Source organism: Polaromonas sp. P1_G2 (assembly GCF_056405515.1).
Window position 1 is genome coordinate 1 of the sequence record NZ_JBFUBY010000077.1, and the last position, 15,438, is coordinate 15,438.

Sequence of the window (15,438 nt, forward strand, 5' to 3'; positions counted from 1 at the left end):
ATCATGCCGTCTGCTTCTAGCTTCTTCAATCTCGTCGTAAGCATCTGAGGAGTAGCTTGGGTATGTGCCTGAATCTCTTCGAAACGACGAGTCCCCAGGAACAGTTCTCGAAGGACAAGCGTGGTCCAGCGGTCGCCGACGACGTCCTGAGCTCGGGCAATAGGGCAAAGTGTTCCCTGTTTTATTGATGGTGAAGCGGGCGGTTTAGTCATTTTTACGATCATACCCCTTGTAACTATGAAAATCATAGGTACAGTATCGCCTATTCCGGAGAAGGTTTAAAGCCGCTTCCTTGCGAACTGCGGAATCAATGGCACTTTCGCCAACAACACTGCATGACATCGAAAGGTTTCCTCATGTCTGAACTTACGAAACTGGATCTCGCCGCCATCGCCGACCGCTACGCCGCAGCTTGGCTTTCTCATAGTCCGGAGGCGATTGTCGCGCTGCACGCGGATGAAACGAGCTTTCAGGCGCATGGCCGCGGCACTGAGGTGAAAGGCAAGACCGCGCTGCTGAAGGAGTTCGCCGAGGTGTTCGAGCGATATCCCAACTTTGGGGTGGAGACGCATCGCCTCCTTCTGGGAGAAGGGCATTGGACCCTCGATTGGGACCTGACTTTCCAGCCGCCTGGCAAGGAGCGCAGGAAGTTTCACGCGCTGGACGTCGTGGAAGTGAATGGCGACGGACTGGTCACCCGAAAAGATACCTTCTTTGATTTTGTGCAAGTCAAAGCGGCGCATGAAGCGAAATGATGGACAGGAACATGACAAACGCGAAAGCTCCTGCTGCCGGTGACGCGACACTACCGTTGTTCGACCGGGCGTTGATCAATACCTTGCCGGTGGAGCATCTGTGCGACCTCAGCATCGATCTGGAGCTCGGCCAAGCGATCGCGACCCCTCTCGGCACCCGTTTGACCTTCGTGGTCAAAGGCGGCCGCTTCCAAGGTCCGCGCTTACGGGGTGAAATGCTTCCGGGCGGCGGCGACTGGGTTTCCGTCGGGGCCGACGGAACCAGCCGTATGGACGTTCGCGCAACCTTGCGCACCGACGACGGTGTCCTCATTCACTACGAGTCACACGGGATTCTCAAATTCCCGCCGAATAGCCGCCAGCGCCTGGCCAAAGGCGAACGCTTGTCCTTCGACGAGAGTTACGTGCGCCCAACGCCCAGGTTTGAGACGTCCGACGAACGCTACGCATGGCTTTGCTCAATCGTCACCGTCGGCTACGGCGAATACGGCCCGGGCCGCATCGATCACAGGATGTTTCACATCCTGTGACATGCCCTGCGCACAAGCGAAGAGCAATGCCCACACTTGAGACTTTCCTTCTGTTCGYGATTGCCGACATGGCATTGAAATTCACGCCAGGTCCGGACATGGCGCTGACGCTCAGTCGGGGAATGACCCAGGGTTTCCGTTCGGCGTGGATAAGCGCTCTCGGAACCAGTTGCGCAGGACTCGTGCAGATACCCCTGGTTGTCTTGGGACTCGCGGCTCTGTTTTCACAATCTCCACTGCTGTTCTTGATCGTCAAGACTGCGGGCGCGCTGTATCTTGTCTATTTTGGGGTCCGCGCGCTGTTTCGTAGCCGCCGGAGCCGGCCTCTAGACGCACACCCTCCGAATGCCAGTGACCGGGAGATTTTCCTGCAGGGGTTCGTCACCAATCTGTTAAATCCCAAGGTCCTGTTGTTCATGGTGGTCTTTCTGCCCCAGTTTTCTGATCCGTCACTCGGACCGCTCTGGCTCCAAATAGGGGTGCTTGCGCTTTACCAAAAAGTTTCAGGCCTCGTCACTTATGCATTCTTCGGCTACGCAGCCTCACGCATTCGCAACTGGGTCATTCACAACCCGTGGTTTGTTCGGACACAGGAGGGGCTTATTGGTGCAATGATGATCGGCATTGGAGGCTGGATCGTGCTCAGCCGTGATTAGCGGGCCCTTTTTCAGGTCTTTCAGGCTATTCGGCCGCCCCAGGGCAAGGGCGTGTCACGCGCCTGGGCTGCCAGCCAGGCGCAAAACTTGTCCAGCTTCCGATCGGGGCTGTCCAGTCGGCGCTTCGCGACGTACTGGTAACCGCTTTCCTGAAAGCCGAGCGGCGCCACCAGGCGGCCGGCCCGGATATCGTCTATGACCAGGTGCCAGGGCGCGATGCAGATACCCAGCCCCCCAACGGCCGCCTCCAGCGTGAAGTAGTAATGCTCGAACGCCGGGCCAGCCCGCGCAGGCAGGGCGCGGCCCGTCGACTCGCACCACATCTGCCAGGCATTGGGACGGGTTTTGGTATGCAGCAGCGGCTGGCTGGCCAGGCCTTGCGGTGAACGCAGGTCCATGCCGGCGGCGAGCGCGGGCGCAAGAACCGGCCCCAGCCGTTCGGCAAAGAGGGGGAGCAGTGCGGCGGACTCATCGCTCATGTGGTCTTGCGCCGTGATCACCAGGTCGTAGCGGTCGCGATCAACGCCGGCACGCTCCGCAGCGCTCAGCCTGATCTCGATATCCGGGTGCAGCGCGTTGAAACCGTAAAGGCGTGGAATCAGCCACTTGACGGTGAAAGTGCTGAAGCAGGACACGTCCAGCGTTCCGGCCTCGCTGCTGCGCACTTCTCGCACGGCGGCTTCCATCTGGTCCAGCGCGGCTGAAAGCGCCGGCCGCAGCGAGGCGCCGGCGGCCGTCAGCTGCGGCTTGTTTTTGGCGCCTTCGAACAGCGGCACGCCCAGCGCCTGCTCGAGTTGCCGCACCTGCCGGCTGATGGCGCCAGGGGTGACAGAGAGTTCTTCGGCGGCCGCCGTCATGCGGCCCAGCCGGGCCGCGGCTTCAAAGGCGCGCAAGGCGTTCAGGGGTGGGAGGCGGCGCGTCATTATTGTGAGTTTATGGCACATACAGCGTGCCGACAAATCGTTTGGCCGGGCCACACCTGATTGGCAGAATTCGCACCAGTTGTTTACTTTAATTGAGGAAAAATCACATGTCTTTTATCCGCACCAGCGTCCACCAAAGCACCAGTACCGAACACCGGCAGGGCATCGTCGACGGCATCCACGAGGCCCTGGTCGAGAGCATCGGCATGCCGGAAGACGAGCTCTTCAACCTGGTGAACGACTACGATGCGCGGCAGTTTTTCTTCAACCGGACCTTCAACGGCATGGCGCGCTCGGAGCGGCCGGTGGTCGTCGAGATCACCCTGCGGCGCGGCCGCAGCGATGCGATGAAACGCGCGCTCTATGCGGCCATTGCGCGCAATTTAAAAGCCAATGCCGGTGTCGCGCCCGACGACGTTTTTATCTTCATGCACGAGAACGACTACTCGGACTGGTCGGTGGGCGGCGGCAAGTTCGCCATGGCGCTGGTGCAGCAGCCCGGCCCGGGCTGAAAAGAACACGCCTTGCTTATTTGCCGACCGCGGCATGGCCGGCCGGCAGCGCCGGCAGCACCGGATAGGCCCTGGCCATCCACAGGTACATCACCGCGCCCACCAGCAGCGAAGCGGCGGCGATCTCCAGCGACAGCGTGAAACCCGCGCCCGCGTTTGGCGTGCGCTTGAGCAACACCGCGACCAGCGGTGGGCCGAGGATTTGCCCCACGCCGTAGGTGGCGGTCAGCAGGCCCATGAAACTCGCGGCCGTGGCGGGCTTGAGGCGGCGCACTTCCTGCATCGCAAAAAAGGTGATGGCGGTAAACGGCATGCCCAGCATCAGGCTGCCGATGGCAAAGCCCGCGAGGCTGGGGCTCCAGAGGCTGGCCGCGATGCCCAGGGCCTGCAAGAAATAGCAGCCCGCCAGCAGCAGGCGGAAATCCTTGCCCGGCGGCAGCCGGGTGGCCAGCAGCGCACCCAGCATCACGCCCAGGCCGAAGATGGGCCAGAACATGTCCAGCCAGGCCGAGCCCGGCAGGGCCGCGCGCGCGATCACCGGCAGAWARGTGGCGGTGATGATGTAGCCGAAACCGGCCAGGCCGTAGGCCAGCGTCAGCAGCGTCATTTCGGCATGGCCGTGGTGCTGGGGCGCCGCACCGGGCAAAGCAGCCGCGCGCGGCGCCAGCGCGACGAGGCGCTCGTCGCCGCCGCGCAGGATGTGCCACACCAGGGCCGCCAGCACAAACGACAGCGCGCCGAACAGCATCCAGCCCGTGGCGGCCGTCCAGTGCCAGGCCACCATGCCGGTGGCGAACAGGCCGCTGAGCACAATGCCGGCGCCCGGGCCGACATAAATGATGCCGCCCATCGCGGGAACGCCGCGTTTGGCCAGCTGCGACAGGCACCAGCCCGAAGTAAATACAAACACCACCGCGCTGGTCACGCCTGCCGCGAAACGCAGCAGCGGCCACGCGGCGGGGAAGTGCCAGCACATGCTCAGCGTGAGCACGCCGGTCGCGACCAGCCCGGCGCGGACCAGCGAGGAGTAGGCCAGCGAAGGCAGCCCCTTGAAGCGCGCCCATAACCAGGGCTGCAGCGTACAGAGGATGGCGCCCAGCATGTAGCCGAAGTAGTTGGCGCTGGCCAGCCAGCTGGCCGTGGGCAGGTCAACCACGCCGTCGCTGAGCATCATGGGTAGCAGCGGCGTGAAGGCAAAGCGCCCTATGCCCATGGCGACGGCCAGCGCCACCAGCCCGGCGAGGGCGATGGGCCAGGCGCCGTGCGGCGCGGGGGAAGACTCTTGATGCGGCTGCGATGTGGAGGCCATGCCCGGGGGTCCTTGCTTGCTTCAGGGTTCTACCCGGATCATACGTTTGGGTCGCTGCCCAGGCAGGCGCCGACGGAAATAACCCCGCGCGTTCAGCGAAAGCGCTCGAAGCTTTCGTTGAGGCGGTCCACATAACGCGCCTTGGCCGGGGCCTCGATAAAGCTGGCCTCGAAGCTGTTGCGCGCCAGCATGTAGGCATGGCGGGCATCCATGCCGGTGGCCGCGAAGGTCTGCGTGAAGTTCTCGTTCATGTAGCCGCCAAAGTAGGCCGGGTCGTCCGAGTTGACGGTGGCCGCCAGGCCGGCGTCCAGCAGCTCGCGCAGGTTGTGGCTGGCCAGGTCAGGGAACACGCAGAGCTTGAGGTTGGACAGCGGGCACACCGTCAGCGCGATGCGGTCCCGGGCCAGGCGCTGCATCAGCAGCGGGTCGCGGCTGGAACGCACGCCGTGGTCCACGCGCTCGACCTTCAGCACGTCCAGCGCCGTCCAGACGTATTCGGGCGGACCTTCTTCGCCCGCATGGGCCACGAGGTGAAAGCCCAGCTCACGGCAGCGCGCGAACACGCGCGCGAACTTTTCGGGCGGATTGCCGACCTCGCCCGAATCCAGGCCTATGCCGATGAATTTATCGCGGAAGGGCAAAGCCTGCTCCAGCGTTTCAAATGCGTCCTCCTCGCTGAGATGGCGCAGGAAACACAGGATCAGCGAAGCGCTGACGCCCAGCTCGGCCTGCGCATCCACGCAGGCGCGGTGCAGGCCGGTGATGACGGTTTCCATGCTCACGCCGCGCGCCGTGTGCGTCTGCGGGTCGAAAAACATCTCGGTGTGCACCACGTTGTCGGCGGCGGCCCTGCGCAGGTAGGCCTGCGCCATGTCGTAAAAGTCCTGCTCGGTGATCAGCACGCTGGCGCCGGCGTAGTAAATGTCGAGAAAGCTCTGCAGGTTGGTGAAGGCATAGGCGCTGCGCAACTCTTCGACGCTGCGGTAGGGAATCTCCACGGCGTTGCGGCTGGCCAGCGCGAAGATCAGCTCGGGCTCCAGCGAGCCCTCGATGTGCATGTGCAGTTCGGCCTTGGGCATGCGCCTGAGCAGTTCGGGCAGGCGGTCGGCGGCTACGGTTTTGACGGAAAAAGTCATGTCGGCTCCCTAAACAAAAAAGCTGCCCGAAGGCAGCTGAGGCATCTCACATTCTGCCTGCCCCCGCAGGGGCGAAGCATCAGTTGCCGGGTACTTTGCCCTCAACACCCTTGACATAGGTCTTCAGGCCGCCCAGGAATTTGTCGTCGGYCACCACGTCTTTCGCCAGCAGTTCCTTGCCGGTGTTGTCGGTGATCGGGCCCTTCCAGATCGAGAAGCTGCCGTCCTTCAGGCCGGCCTTGACCTCGTCGATGCGCTTCTTGGTGTCATCGGGCACGTCGGCGGCAATCGACACGATGTCGATCGCGCCTTCCTTGACGCCCCACCAGGCGGCGGTGTTGCCTTTCCATTTGCCTTCCAGCGCCTCACCCACGGCCTTGACGTAGTACGGGCCCCAGTTGATCACGGCCGAGGCCAGGTGGGCCTTGGGGCCATAGGCGGTCATGTCGGAGTCCCAGCCGAAGGCGCGCTTGCCCATTTTTTCGGCGGTCTGCAGCACGGCGGAGGAGTCGGTGTTCTGGAACAGCACGTCGGCGCCGCCATTGATCAGGGCGGTGGCGGCTTCGGTTTCCTTGGGCGGGTTAAACCATTCGTTGACCCACACCACCTTGGTCTTGACTTTGGGATTGACCGACTGCGCGCCCAGTGTGAAGCTGTTGATGTTGCGCACCACCTCTGGAATCGGCACCGAGCCGACCACGCCCAGTGTGCCGGTCTTGCTCATCTTGCCGGCGATCACGCCGGCCATGTAGGCGCCTTCGTAGGTGCGGCTGTCATAGGTGCGCATGTTGTCGGCCTGCTTGTAGCCGGTGGCGTGCTCGAACTTCACGTCCTTGGTGTCGCCGGCGACCTTGAGCATGGGTTCCATGTAGCCGAAGGTGGTGCCGAAGATCAGCTTGTTGCCCTGGGCCGCCATGTCGCGGATCACGCGTTCGGCGTCGGCCGACTCGGGCACTTTTTCGACAAAACTCGTGACGACCTTGTCGCCGTAAGCCTGCTGCACCGCCTTGCGGCCGTTGTCGTGCGCATAGGTCCAGCCGCCGTCACCCACCGGGCCGACATAGGCGAAAGCGATCTTCAGGGGCTCGGCCTTGGCGCCGGGCGCCGAAGCGGCTGGTGCGGTGGCGGAAGCTGCCGGGGCGGCCTCTTCCTTTTTGCCGCAGCCCGCCAGGGCCGCCGCAGCCACCGCGGACAGGGCCGCCAGCTTGAGCAGGGAACGTTTTTGCAGGTCAGTCATGTCATCTCGCTTTCGTGGAAGGAAGGTGAAGAAAGTCAAAAGCTAAAAAGGCGCGTCGAAAAAAAAGCAATTATGCGGCGGAAACCCGGAACAGGCTCTCATGCGCCGGGGTAAAACGGCTTGCCGATGGAGCTGGGCATGTTGACGCGAATCCACAGCGGGTTGCGCGAAATCAGCACCAGCACCACGATGGTCGCCAGGTAGGGCAGCATGCTCAAAAACTGCGTGGGCACGTTCACGCCCAGGCTTTGCAGGTGGAACTGCAGCATGGTCACGCCGCCGAACAGGTAGGCACCAAGCAACACCCGTGCCGGGCGCCAGGTGGCGAAGGTGGTGAGCGCCAGCGCGATCCAGCCCTTGCCGGCGATCATGCCCTCGACCCACAGCGGCGTGTAGGCCACCGACACATAGGCGCCGGCCAGGCCGCACAGCGCGCCGCCGGCCACCACGGCCGCCAGGCGTATGCGCCGCACCGAGTAGCCCAGCGCATGCGCCGATTCAGGGCTTTCACCGACCGAGCGCAGCACCAGGCCGGCGCGCGTGCGGTACAAAAACCAGACCAGCCCGGCCGTCAGCGCCATCGCGATATAGACCATGGGGTGCTGGCGGAACAGCGCCGGGCCCAGCAACGGGACGTCGGCCAGGAAAGGAATCGGGTAGTGCGCCTGCTCGGGCAGTTTTTCCTGCACGTACTTGATGCCGGCAAAGGCCGAAAAACCGCCGCCGAACAGGCTCAGCGCCAGGCCGGTCGCGTACTGGTTGGTGTTGAGCCAGATCACCAGCACGCCGAAGATCGCCGCAAGGAAGGCCCCGGCCGCCATGCCGGCCGCGAAGCCCAGCCAGCTGTTGCCGGTGTGCACCACCGTGGCAAAGCCGGCAATCGCGGCGCACAGCATCATGCCTTCGGCGCCCAGGTTGACGATGCCGGCTTTTTCATTGATCAGCAGGCCCAGGGCCGCGATGGCCAGCACGGTGCCGGCGCTCAGCGTCGCGGCGATCAGCAGCGCGGTCGAATCCATCACGCGCCTCCTTTCAGGACTTCGGCAGACGGCGGCGTGGCCACCGGCATGGTGATGGGTTTGGCCAGCTTCAGGCGGTAGGCGATCAGGGTGTCGCAGGCCAGCAGGCTGAACAGCAACAGGCCCTGGAACACGCCGGTGATGGACTTGGGCAGGCCYAAGCGCGACTGCGCGAGCTCGCCGCCGATGTAGAACATGCTCATCAGCAGAGCCGAGAACACCACGCCCACCGGGTGCAGCCGCCCGACAAAGGCCACGATGATGGCCGCAAAACCATAGCCCGCCGGCACATAAGGCGTGAGCTGGCCTATGGGGCCGGCCACTTCCAGCGCGCCGGCCAGGCCCGCGGCGCCGCCGGACGTGAGCAGTGCCAGCCACAGCGCGCGGCGCGACGAGAAGCCGGCGTAGCGCGCCGCCGCGGGCGCCAGGCCGCTGACTTCATGCCGAAAGCCCGCGTAGGTGCGAAACAAAAACAGCCACAGCCCCGCCACGCCCAGCAGCGCCAGGATGATGCCGATGTTCACGCGCGAGCCCTGCATCAGGCGCGGGATCTGCGTCACGGCCTCAAAGGTCTTGGTCTGCGGGAAGTTGTAGCCGTTGGGGTCTTTCCAGGGGCCGAAGACCAGGAAGTTGAGCACCATGTCGGCCACATAGACCAGCATCAGGCTGACCAGGATTTCATTGGCGTTGAAGCGGTCGCGCAGCAAGGCGGTGATGCCGGCCCAGGCCATGCCGCCCAGGATGCCGGCCAGCAGGACGGCGGGGATGATCCACGGGCCGGTGGTTTTTTCCGCCAGCAGCGCGATGCCGCCGGCCGCGACCGCACCCATCACGAACTGGCCTTCGGCGCCGATGTTCCAGACGTTGGAGCGAAAGCACACGGCCAGCCCCAGCGCGATGATGAGCAGCGGCGTGGCCTTGACCAGCAGCTCGCCGATGGCATACGGCGACTTGATGGGTTCCCAGAAAAACACCTGCAGGCCCTTGGCCGGGTCCTTGCCCAGCGCCACGAACAGCGCCACGCCTATCAGCACCGTGATCAGCAAGGCCAGCAGGGGCGAGGCGTAGCTCCAGAAGGAAGACGGCTGCGGGCGGACTTCAAGCTGCGGCATGCGAGGCCTCCGTCTGCGTCCACAGGCCGCTCATCCACTGGCCCACCCGCTCCACCGTGGCCTCGGCGCGCGGCAGCGAGGGCGAGAGCTGGCCCTTGGCCATCACATACAGCCGGTCGCAGATGTCAAACAGTTCTTCCAGCTCTTCGCTGACCACCAGCACGGCGCAGCCGGCGTCGCGCAGCTTGAGCAGTTCGCCGCGTATCTGCGTGGCCGCGCCCACGTCCACGCCCCAGGTCGGCTGCGAGACGATGAGCAAGGCAGGTTTCGCGTCGATCTCGCGGCCCATGATGAATTTCTGCAGGTTGCCGCCCGAGAGCGACTTGGCCACCGCCTGCGGCCCGCCCGACTTGACCTTGTAGGCGGCGATGATGCGCTCGGCCTGCGCCTGCAGCGCCGTGCCGTTCAGCCAGCCGTTGCCGGCGACGGACTCCTTGCGCGTCAGCAGCAGGTTGCGGGCCAGCGAGAGCGAGGGCACGGCACCACGGCCCAGGCGTTCCTCAGGCACACAATGCAGGCCCAGCGCGCGCCGCCTGCCCGGCCCCAGCTTGCCCACGGGCTGGCCCTTGACCATGATCGCATCGCCGGCGGCGCGGGTGTCTTCACCCGACAGCGCGTAGAGCAACTCCTTCTGGCCGTTGCCCGAGACGCCGGCAATGCCGACCACCTCGCCGGCGCGCACCTGCAGGGCCACCTGGTGCAGGTCCACGCCGAACTGTTCTTCCTTGGGCAAATCGAGCTGCCTGACGTCCAGCACCACGGCGCCGGCGTGCAATTCGCGGTGCTCCAGCGCGGGCGGCTCGGCGCCTATCATGAGGCGGCTCAGCGAGGCGTTGGATTCCTGGCGCGGGTCGCATTCGCCCGAGACCTTGCCGCCGCGCAGCACCGTGCAGGCGGTGCACAGCGCGCGGATTTCATGCAGCTTGTGGCTGATGTACAAAATGCTGCAGCCCTGCGCGGCCAGCTGGCGCAGGGTGACAAACAGGTTTTCGACCGCCTGCGGCGTCAGCACCGAGGTCGGTTCGTCCAGGATCAGCAGCCGGGGATGCGTGAGCAGCGCGCGCACGATCTCCACGCGCTGGCGTTCGCCCACGCTGAGTGTGTGCACCGGCCGCGTCGGGTCCAGCTGCAGGCCGTAGGCTTGTGTGGTCTCGCTGATGCGTTTGGAGACCTCCGCCAGGCTCAAATGTTTATCCAGCCCCAGCCAGACGTTTTCGGCCACCGTGAGCGTGTCGAACAGGCTGAAATGCTGGAACACCATGCTGATGCCCAGCGCGCGCGCCTCGTGCGGGTTGCGCACCGTCACGGGCTGGCCGTCCATTTCCACGGTGCCGGCGTCGGGCCTGACGGCGCCGTAGATGACTTTCATCAGGGTGGACTTGCCCGCMCCGTTSTCGCCGAGCACGGCGTGGATTTCGCCGGGCCGCACGGCCAGCGAGACATGGCTGTTGGCCACCACGCCGGGATAACTTTTGCTGATGCCCTCAAGCCGCAGGCGCGGGGGCGGCCCGGCAGGGCTGTCGGTCTGGGGCGGTGTTGCGGTCATTGTCTCGTGGTGTCCCGTTTTTCGTCTTTTATCTTCTGGTCTTCTATTGTCTTATGGCTCGCATCGCCGGCCCGGCTGGTGACAGCTATTCCTTGCGCAGCATGGACGCCACCGACTTGACCCGGTCGCGCAGCCATTTCGCGGCGTTGGAGGCGTGCGTGCGTTCATGCCAGAGCTGGTAATACATCATGCGGGGGAAGGCGACCGGGCTGGGCAGTATTGTGACCGGCAGGATGCCGGCAAAACGTTCGCAATACTGGCGGCCGGTGGTCATCACCAGCAAGCTTGATGCCACCATGGACGGCATCAGGCCGAAATGCGGGCAGCGCACCGTGATGTTGCGCGACAGGCCCAGCGTGTCCAGGTGTTCGTCGATCACGCCCTTGGCGCCCGGGTGCAACGCCGAGGGCGCGATGTGCTCGGCCTCCAGCCAGCTCGCGCTGTCCCAGCCGCGGCGCACCGCCGGGTGGTCCTTGGCCACCAGGCAGACCACCTCGTCGCCGAACAGGCGCGCCATGTGCAGGTCGTCGGGCGGCGCGGCCCAGTTGCCGATCACGATATCAGCCTGGCCCTGGGCCAGCTGCGCGCGGTAGTCGGAGTCGGCCGACAGCGGCTGGATCTCGATGCGGCAGCGCGGCGCCTGCGCCTTGACCTGCGCGACCAGCTGCGGCAGGAACAGGGGATCGAGGTAGTCGCTGGCCGCCAGGCGAAAGGTGGTGTCGGCCGTGGCCGGGTCAAAGCCCCGGGCGTCGCTGAACAGCATGCCGGCCGCGCGCAATATGCTGGCCGAGGGCTCAATCATGCGCAGCCCGGCGTCGGTGGGCACCATGCCCGCGCCTGAGCGCACCAGGATGGGGTCGCCGGCCAGCGCGCGCAGGCGCTTGAGCGCCGCGCTGACGGCGGGCTGGTACATACCCAGGCGGATGGCGGCGCGTGATACGCTGCGTTCAGTAAGCACGGTGTTCAAGACCCTGATGAGATGGAGGTCTATCTTGTCGAAAAGCGCCTGGTCTTTCATACCCATTCACCCATGCGCTTGATATGGGCTTTGATATGCCGGGCACGGCGCGAGTGTTTAACCTGAAGCATGGCTGTCCCACTTTTTTCCAGACCTATCCGCTTCATCCGGCGGGGCGAGGTTGTTTCCGTCAGCAATGTACCACCCAGCCGCACCCTGCTGGAGCTGCTGCGCGAGGACCTGGCCTGCACCGGCACCAAGGAAGGCTGTGGCGAGGGTGACTGCGGCGCCTGCACCGTGGTGCTGGGCGAGGCCGAGGGCGGGCAGGTCAAGTACCGCGCCATCAACAGTTGCATACGGCTGGCGCACTCCATTGACGGTATGGCGTTGTGGACCGTAGAGGACCTGGCTCAGGACGGGGTCCTGCATCCCGCCCAGCAAGCCATGGTGAATGAACATGGCTCCCAATGCGGCTTCTGCACCCCCGGCTTTGTCATGAGCCTGTTCGGCATGTACCAGAACCATGTGTGCCAGGGCCAGCCCATCACCCGGGAACTCGCGCAGGAAGAACTCTCGGGCAACCTCTGCCGCTGCACCGGCTACCGGCCCATCCTGGATGCCGCGCAGGCCATGGCCGCGCTGCCGCCCGTGAAGGTCGATGAAAGCGCCCTGCTGCGCCAGCTCCGGTCGGTCCGTTCCGAGCCGGGCGTGACCGAGGCCGAATACCTGGCCCCGCGCACGCTGGCCGGCCTGCTGCAGGCCCGTGCCGACCAGCCCGAAGCCCAGCTGGTGGCCGGCTGCACCGACGTGGGGCTCTGGGTCACCAAGATGCACAAGGAGTTCGGCCAGGTGCTGGACGTCACCCAGGTCGAGGAACTTCGGCGTATCGAGCACTACCCGCATCACATCGCGATAGGCGCGGCCGTGACGCTGACCGACGCCTATGCCGCGCTGGTGAAAGACCGGCCGCAATTGCACAACTTCGCGGCCCGTTTTGCCGGCTTGCCGGTGCGCAACTCGGGCACGCTGGGCGGCAATGTCGCGAATGGTTCGCCGATCGGCGATTCCATGCCGCTCTTGATCGCGCTGGGGTCGAACGTGGTGCTCATGAGTGTGCGCGGGCATAGGGAGATGCCGCTGGAGAAGCTCTATACCGGGTATCGCAAGAATGTGATGGCGGCGGATGAGGTGCTGGCGTGGATCAAGGTGCCCAGGCCTCAGCCCGGGGACGCGATGAAGGTCTACAAAATCTCCAAGCGCTATGACGACGACATCTCCGCCGTCTGCCTGGCCGTCAATCTGCAAATTGAAGACGGCAAGGTCATCACCGCCTCGATAGGCGCGGGTGGCGTCGCCGCCACGCCGGTGCGCGCCATCCAGACCGAAGCGGCGCTGGCGGGCCAGCCCTGGACCCATGCCACCGTCCGCCAGGCCATGGCCACCTTGCGCGCCGAGTTCTCGCCGATCTCCGACATGCGCGCCTCGGCAGCCTACCGCAGCGAGGTGCTGGGCAACCTGCTGCAGCGCTACTGGCTTGAAAGCCAGGGCCTGCAGCAGATCAACCTGGCGACCTTCCGGCTGGAGGAGGCGGCATGAACGCCAAGGACATTCCCGTCAGCCGCGACGCCGTGGCCGACCCGGAACTGCGCACGGCCAATGCCCGCGCCGACAGCATGCCGCCCGCCGACCCGGCCGAAAAACGTTCGCTGGCCCGCCAGCCCGCCGCCACGCGCGCGGCCGGCCGTTCCACGCCGCATGAAAGCGCGCGCGCGCAGGTGGCCGGCGCGGCCACCTATGTCGACGACATTCCCGAACTGCGCGGCACGCTGCATGCGGCGCCTATTCTGTCCACGGTAGCGCATGGAAAGCTGCTGGGCGTCGACACCACCGCGGCGATGGCCATGCCGGGCGTGCGCGACATAATCCTCGCGCGAGACATTCCGGGCGACCCGGTGCTAGGCAATTTTTCACATGACGAACCGGTGTTTGCGCAAGACACGGTGCAGCACATAGGCCAGGTCATAGGCGTGGTGGTGGCGGACACCGTCATGCAGGCGCGCCGCGCCGCGCGCAAGGTGGTCTGCACCATCGATCCCCTGCCCGCCCTGCTCAAGGTGCAGGACGCGCTCAAGGCCGAAAGTTATGTGCTGCCGCCGGTCTTCGTCAAACGCGGCGACGCGGCCGCCGCCCTCAAAAAGGCGGCGCACAGGTTGCAAGGCACGCTCGAAGTTGGCGGCCAGGAACACTTCTACCTTGAAGGCCAGGTCGCCTACGTCGTGCCGCAGGAGCAGCAGCAATGGCTGGTGTATTCCAGCACCCAGCACCCCGGCGAAATCCAGCACTGGGTATCGCACGCGCTGGGCATCGCCAACCACGCGGTGCGCGTCGAATGCCGGCGCATGGGCGGCGGCTTCGGCGGCAAGGAAACCCAGTCAGGCCAGATGGCCGTCTGGGCCGCCATCGCCGCCCACAAGCTGCACTGCCCCGTCAAGCTGCGGCTGGACCGCGACGACGACTTCATGGTGACCGGCAAGCGTCACCCCTTTACCTACGAATACGACGCGGGTTTTGACGCCACCGGCCGCCTCACCGGCCTCAAGCTCATGATGGCGGTCAACTGCGGCTTCAGCGCCGACCTCTCGGGCCCTGTGGCCGACCGCGCGGTTTTCCACGCCGACAACGCCTACTTCCTCGAAGACGTGGAGATCGCCTCCTATCGCTGCAAGACCCACACGCAGAGCAACACCGCTTTCCGCGGTTTCGGCGGGCCGCAGGGCATGATCGTCATCGAGGCCATCATGGGCGACATCGCGCGCACCCTGGGCCTGGACCCGCTCGACGTGCGCAGGCGCAACCTCTACGGCATCGGCGAGCGCGACGTCACGCACTACCAGATGAAGGTCGAGGACAACATCCTCGAACCGCTGCTGGCAAAGCTCGAGCAGTCCTCGCAATACAGGCAGCGGCGTAAAGCCATCGCCACCTGGAACAAAGCCAGCCCCGTCATCCAGCGCGGCATCGCCATCACGCCCGTCAAGTTCGGCATTTCGTTTACCGCCACGCTGTTCAACCAGGCCGGCGCGCTGGTGCATGTCTACACCGACGGCAGCGTGCAGGTGAACCACGGCGGCACCGAAATGGGCCAGGGCCTGAACACCAAGGTCGCGCAGATTGTGGCCGACGAACTCGGCGTGCCGCTGGCCCAGGTTCTGGCCACGGCCAGCGACACCAGCAAGATTCCCAACGCCTCGGCCACCGCGGCCTCGGCCGGCACCGACCTTAACGCGCGCGCCGCGCAGTACGCGGCCCGCAACGTACGCGACAACCTCGCGCAGTTCGTCGCCGGCCTGGACCGCTGCGGCGCGGGCGCCGTGCAGTTCGAAGGCGGCGAGGTCATCACGCCGGCAGGCGCGCGGCTTTTCACCGAAGTCGTGAAGCTGGCCTATGCCAACCGCATCCAGCTGTGGAGCGACGGCTTTTACCGGACACCCAAAATCCACTACGACAAGGCCACGCTGACCGGCCGGCCGTTTTATTACTTCGCCTACGGCGCGGCCTGCACCGAGGTTGCCATCGACACGCTGACCGGCGAAAGCCGCGTGCTCAAGGTCGACATCCTGCACGACGTCGGCACCAGCATCAACCCGGCGATCGACATAGGCCAGATCGAAGGCGGCTTTGTGCAGGGCATGGGCTGGCTCACGACCGAGCAACTGGTGTGGAACGACAAGGGCCTGCTGAGCAC

Annotated in this window: 15 protein-coding genes; 6 read left to right on the forward strand and 9 right to left on the reverse strand. The window is 65.1% G+C overall.

The window, feature by feature from the left end; genetic code table 11:
* The coding region (locus AC1D0P_RS10265; RefSeq protein WP_477676637.1) for a winged helix-turn-helix transcriptional regulator at nucleotides 1–212 on the reverse strand (212 nt) is incomplete at its 3' end.
* A gap of 144 nt (nucleotides 213–356) precedes the next feature.
* Here AC1D0P_RS10265 and AC1D0P_RS10270 point away from each other — a divergent pair.
* The 3 genes from AC1D0P_RS10270 to AC1D0P_RS10280 are packed head-to-tail and all read left to right on the forward strand — an operon-like array spanning nucleotide 357 to nucleotide 1,941.
* A complete protein-coding gene (locus AC1D0P_RS10270; protein ID WP_477676638.1) occupies nucleotides 357–755 on the forward strand; it encodes a nuclear transport factor 2 family protein in 399 nt (132 codons plus the stop codon).
* An 11-nt stretch (nucleotides 756–766) separates the two neighbouring features.
* Nucleotides 767–1,285: a DUF3237 domain-containing protein gene (locus AC1D0P_RS10275; protein ID WP_477676639.1), complete on the forward strand. Its 519-nt coding sequence runs from the start codon at nucleotides 767–769 to the stop codon at nucleotides 1,283–1,285.
* Nucleotides 1,286–1,311: 26 nt separating this feature from the next.
* Nucleotides 1,312–1,941 (forward strand): LysE family translocator, encoded by a 630-nt coding sequence (locus AC1D0P_RS10280; RefSeq protein WP_477676640.1) that lies wholly within the window; start codon nucleotides 1,312–1,314, stop codon nucleotides 1,939–1,941.
* Nucleotides 1,942–1,961: 20 nt separating this feature from the next.
* Here the strand turns inward: AC1D0P_RS10280 and AC1D0P_RS10285 are convergent, their stop codons facing one another.
* The gene (locus AC1D0P_RS10285; protein WP_477676641.1) at nucleotides 1,962–2,864 is read right to left on the reverse strand and encodes a LysR substrate-binding domain-containing protein; all 903 of its coding nucleotides are present in this window, start codon (nucleotides 2,862–2,864) and stop codon (nucleotides 1,962–1,964) included.
* 107 nt (nucleotides 2,865–2,971) lie between these two features.
* Between AC1D0P_RS10285 and AC1D0P_RS10290 the strand changes: the two genes are divergently transcribed.
* The gene (locus AC1D0P_RS10290; protein ID WP_477676642.1) at nucleotides 2,972–3,376 is read left to right on the forward strand and encodes a tautomerase family protein; all 405 of its coding nucleotides are present in this window, start codon (nucleotides 2,972–2,974) and stop codon (nucleotides 3,374–3,376) included.
* Between the two features lie 16 nt (nucleotides 3,377–3,392).
* Here the strand turns inward: AC1D0P_RS10290 and AC1D0P_RS10295 are convergent, their stop codons facing one another.
* The 7 genes from AC1D0P_RS10295 to AC1D0P_RS10325 all read right to left on the reverse strand — a co-directional run bounded on the left by AC1D0P_RS10295 (nucleotide 3,393) and on the right by AC1D0P_RS10325 (nucleotide 11,753).
* The gene (locus tag AC1D0P_RS10295; protein WP_477676643.1) at nucleotides 3,393–4,685 is read right to left on the reverse strand and encodes a YbfB/YjiJ family MFS transporter; all 1,293 of its coding nucleotides are present in this window, start codon (nucleotides 4,683–4,685) and stop codon (nucleotides 3,393–3,395) included.
* A gap of 92 nt (nucleotides 4,686–4,777) precedes the next feature.
* Nucleotides 4,778–5,821 (reverse strand): adenosine deaminase, encoded by a 1,044-nt coding sequence (locus AC1D0P_RS10300; protein ID WP_477676644.1) that lies wholly within the window; start codon nucleotides 5,819–5,821, stop codon nucleotides 4,778–4,780.
* A gap of 79 nt (nucleotides 5,822–5,900) precedes the next feature.
* On the reverse strand, nucleotides 5,901–7,058 hold the full coding sequence (locus AC1D0P_RS10305) for a BMP family ABC transporter substrate-binding protein (protein ID WP_477676645.1): 1,158 nt from the start codon (nucleotides 7,056–7,058) through the stop codon (nucleotides 5,901–5,903).
* A gap of 98 nt (nucleotides 7,059–7,156) precedes the next feature.
* Nucleotides 7,157–8,077: an ABC transporter permease gene (locus AC1D0P_RS10310; RefSeq protein WP_477676646.1), complete on the reverse strand. Its 921-nt coding sequence runs from the start codon at nucleotides 8,075–8,077 to the stop codon at nucleotides 7,157–7,159.
* The gene (locus AC1D0P_RS10315; protein WP_477676647.1) at nucleotides 8,077–9,189 is read right to left on the reverse strand and encodes an ABC transporter permease; all 1,113 of its coding nucleotides are present in this window, start codon (nucleotides 9,187–9,189) and stop codon (nucleotides 8,077–8,079) included. Before AC1D0P_RS10315 ends, AC1D0P_RS10310 begins: the two co-directional genes overlap by 1 nt.
* On the reverse strand, nucleotides 9,176–10,735 hold the full coding sequence (locus tag AC1D0P_RS10320; protein ID WP_477676648.1) for an ABC transporter ATP-binding protein: 1,560 nt from the start codon (nucleotides 10,733–10,735) through the stop codon (nucleotides 9,176–9,178). Before AC1D0P_RS10320 ends, AC1D0P_RS10315 begins: the two co-directional genes overlap by 14 nt.
* An 85-nt stretch (nucleotides 10,736–10,820) precedes the next feature.
* The gene (locus tag AC1D0P_RS10325; RefSeq protein WP_436157984.1) at nucleotides 10,821–11,753 is read right to left on the reverse strand and encodes a LysR family transcriptional regulator; all 933 of its coding nucleotides are present in this window, start codon (nucleotides 11,751–11,753) and stop codon (nucleotides 10,821–10,823) included.
* 69 nt (nucleotides 11,754–11,822) lie between these two features.
* Here AC1D0P_RS10325 and xdhA point away from each other — a divergent pair, with 69 nt between their 5' ends.
* Together xdhA and xdhB are read left to right on the forward strand one after the other, a co-directional pair.
* Complete coding sequence (gene xdhA / locus AC1D0P_RS10330; protein WP_477676649.1) at nucleotides 11,823–13,289, forward strand: xanthine dehydrogenase small subunit; 1,467 nt, start codon at nucleotides 11,823–11,825, stop codon at nucleotides 13,287–13,289.
* Nucleotides 13,290–13,366: 77 nt separating this feature from the next.
* A partial coding sequence (xdhB, locus tag AC1D0P_RS10335; protein ID WP_477676650.1) for a xanthine dehydrogenase molybdopterin binding subunit occupies nucleotides 13,367–15,438 on the forward strand: 2,072 nt, incomplete at its 3' end.

Excerpts from the sequence above, each read along its gene's own strand:
- AC1D0P_RS10310 (WP_477676646.1), bottom strand. The coding sequence starts at position 8,077 with ATGGATTCGACCGCGCTGCTGATCGCCGCGACGCTGAGCGCCGGCACC.
- AC1D0P_RS10270 (WP_477676638.1), top strand. The coding sequence starts at position 357 with ATGTCTGAACTTACGAAACTGGATCTCGCCGCCATCGCCGACCGCTAC.
- xdhA (WP_477676649.1), top strand. The coding sequence starts at position 11,823 with ATGGCTGTCCCACTTTTTTCCAGACCTATCCGCTTCATCCGGCGGGGC.
- AC1D0P_RS10290 (WP_477676642.1), top strand. The coding sequence starts at position 2,972 with ATGTCTTTTATCCGCACCAGCGTCCACCAAAGCACCAGTACCGAACAC.
- AC1D0P_RS10285 (WP_477676641.1), bottom strand. The coding sequence starts at position 2,864 with ATGACGCGCCGCCTCCCACCCCTGAACGCCTTGCGCGCCTTTGAAGCC.
- AC1D0P_RS10325 (WP_436157984.1), bottom strand. The coding sequence starts at position 11,753 with ATGAAAGACCAGGCGCTTTTCGACAAGATAGACCTCCATCTCATCAGG.
- AC1D0P_RS10300 (WP_477676644.1), bottom strand. The coding sequence starts at position 5,821 with ATGACTTTTTCCGTCAAAACCGTAGCCGCCGACCGCCTGCCCGAACTG.
- AC1D0P_RS10275 (WP_477676639.1), top strand. The coding sequence starts at position 767 with ATGACAAACGCGAAAGCTCCTGCTGCCGGTGACGCGACACTACCGTTG.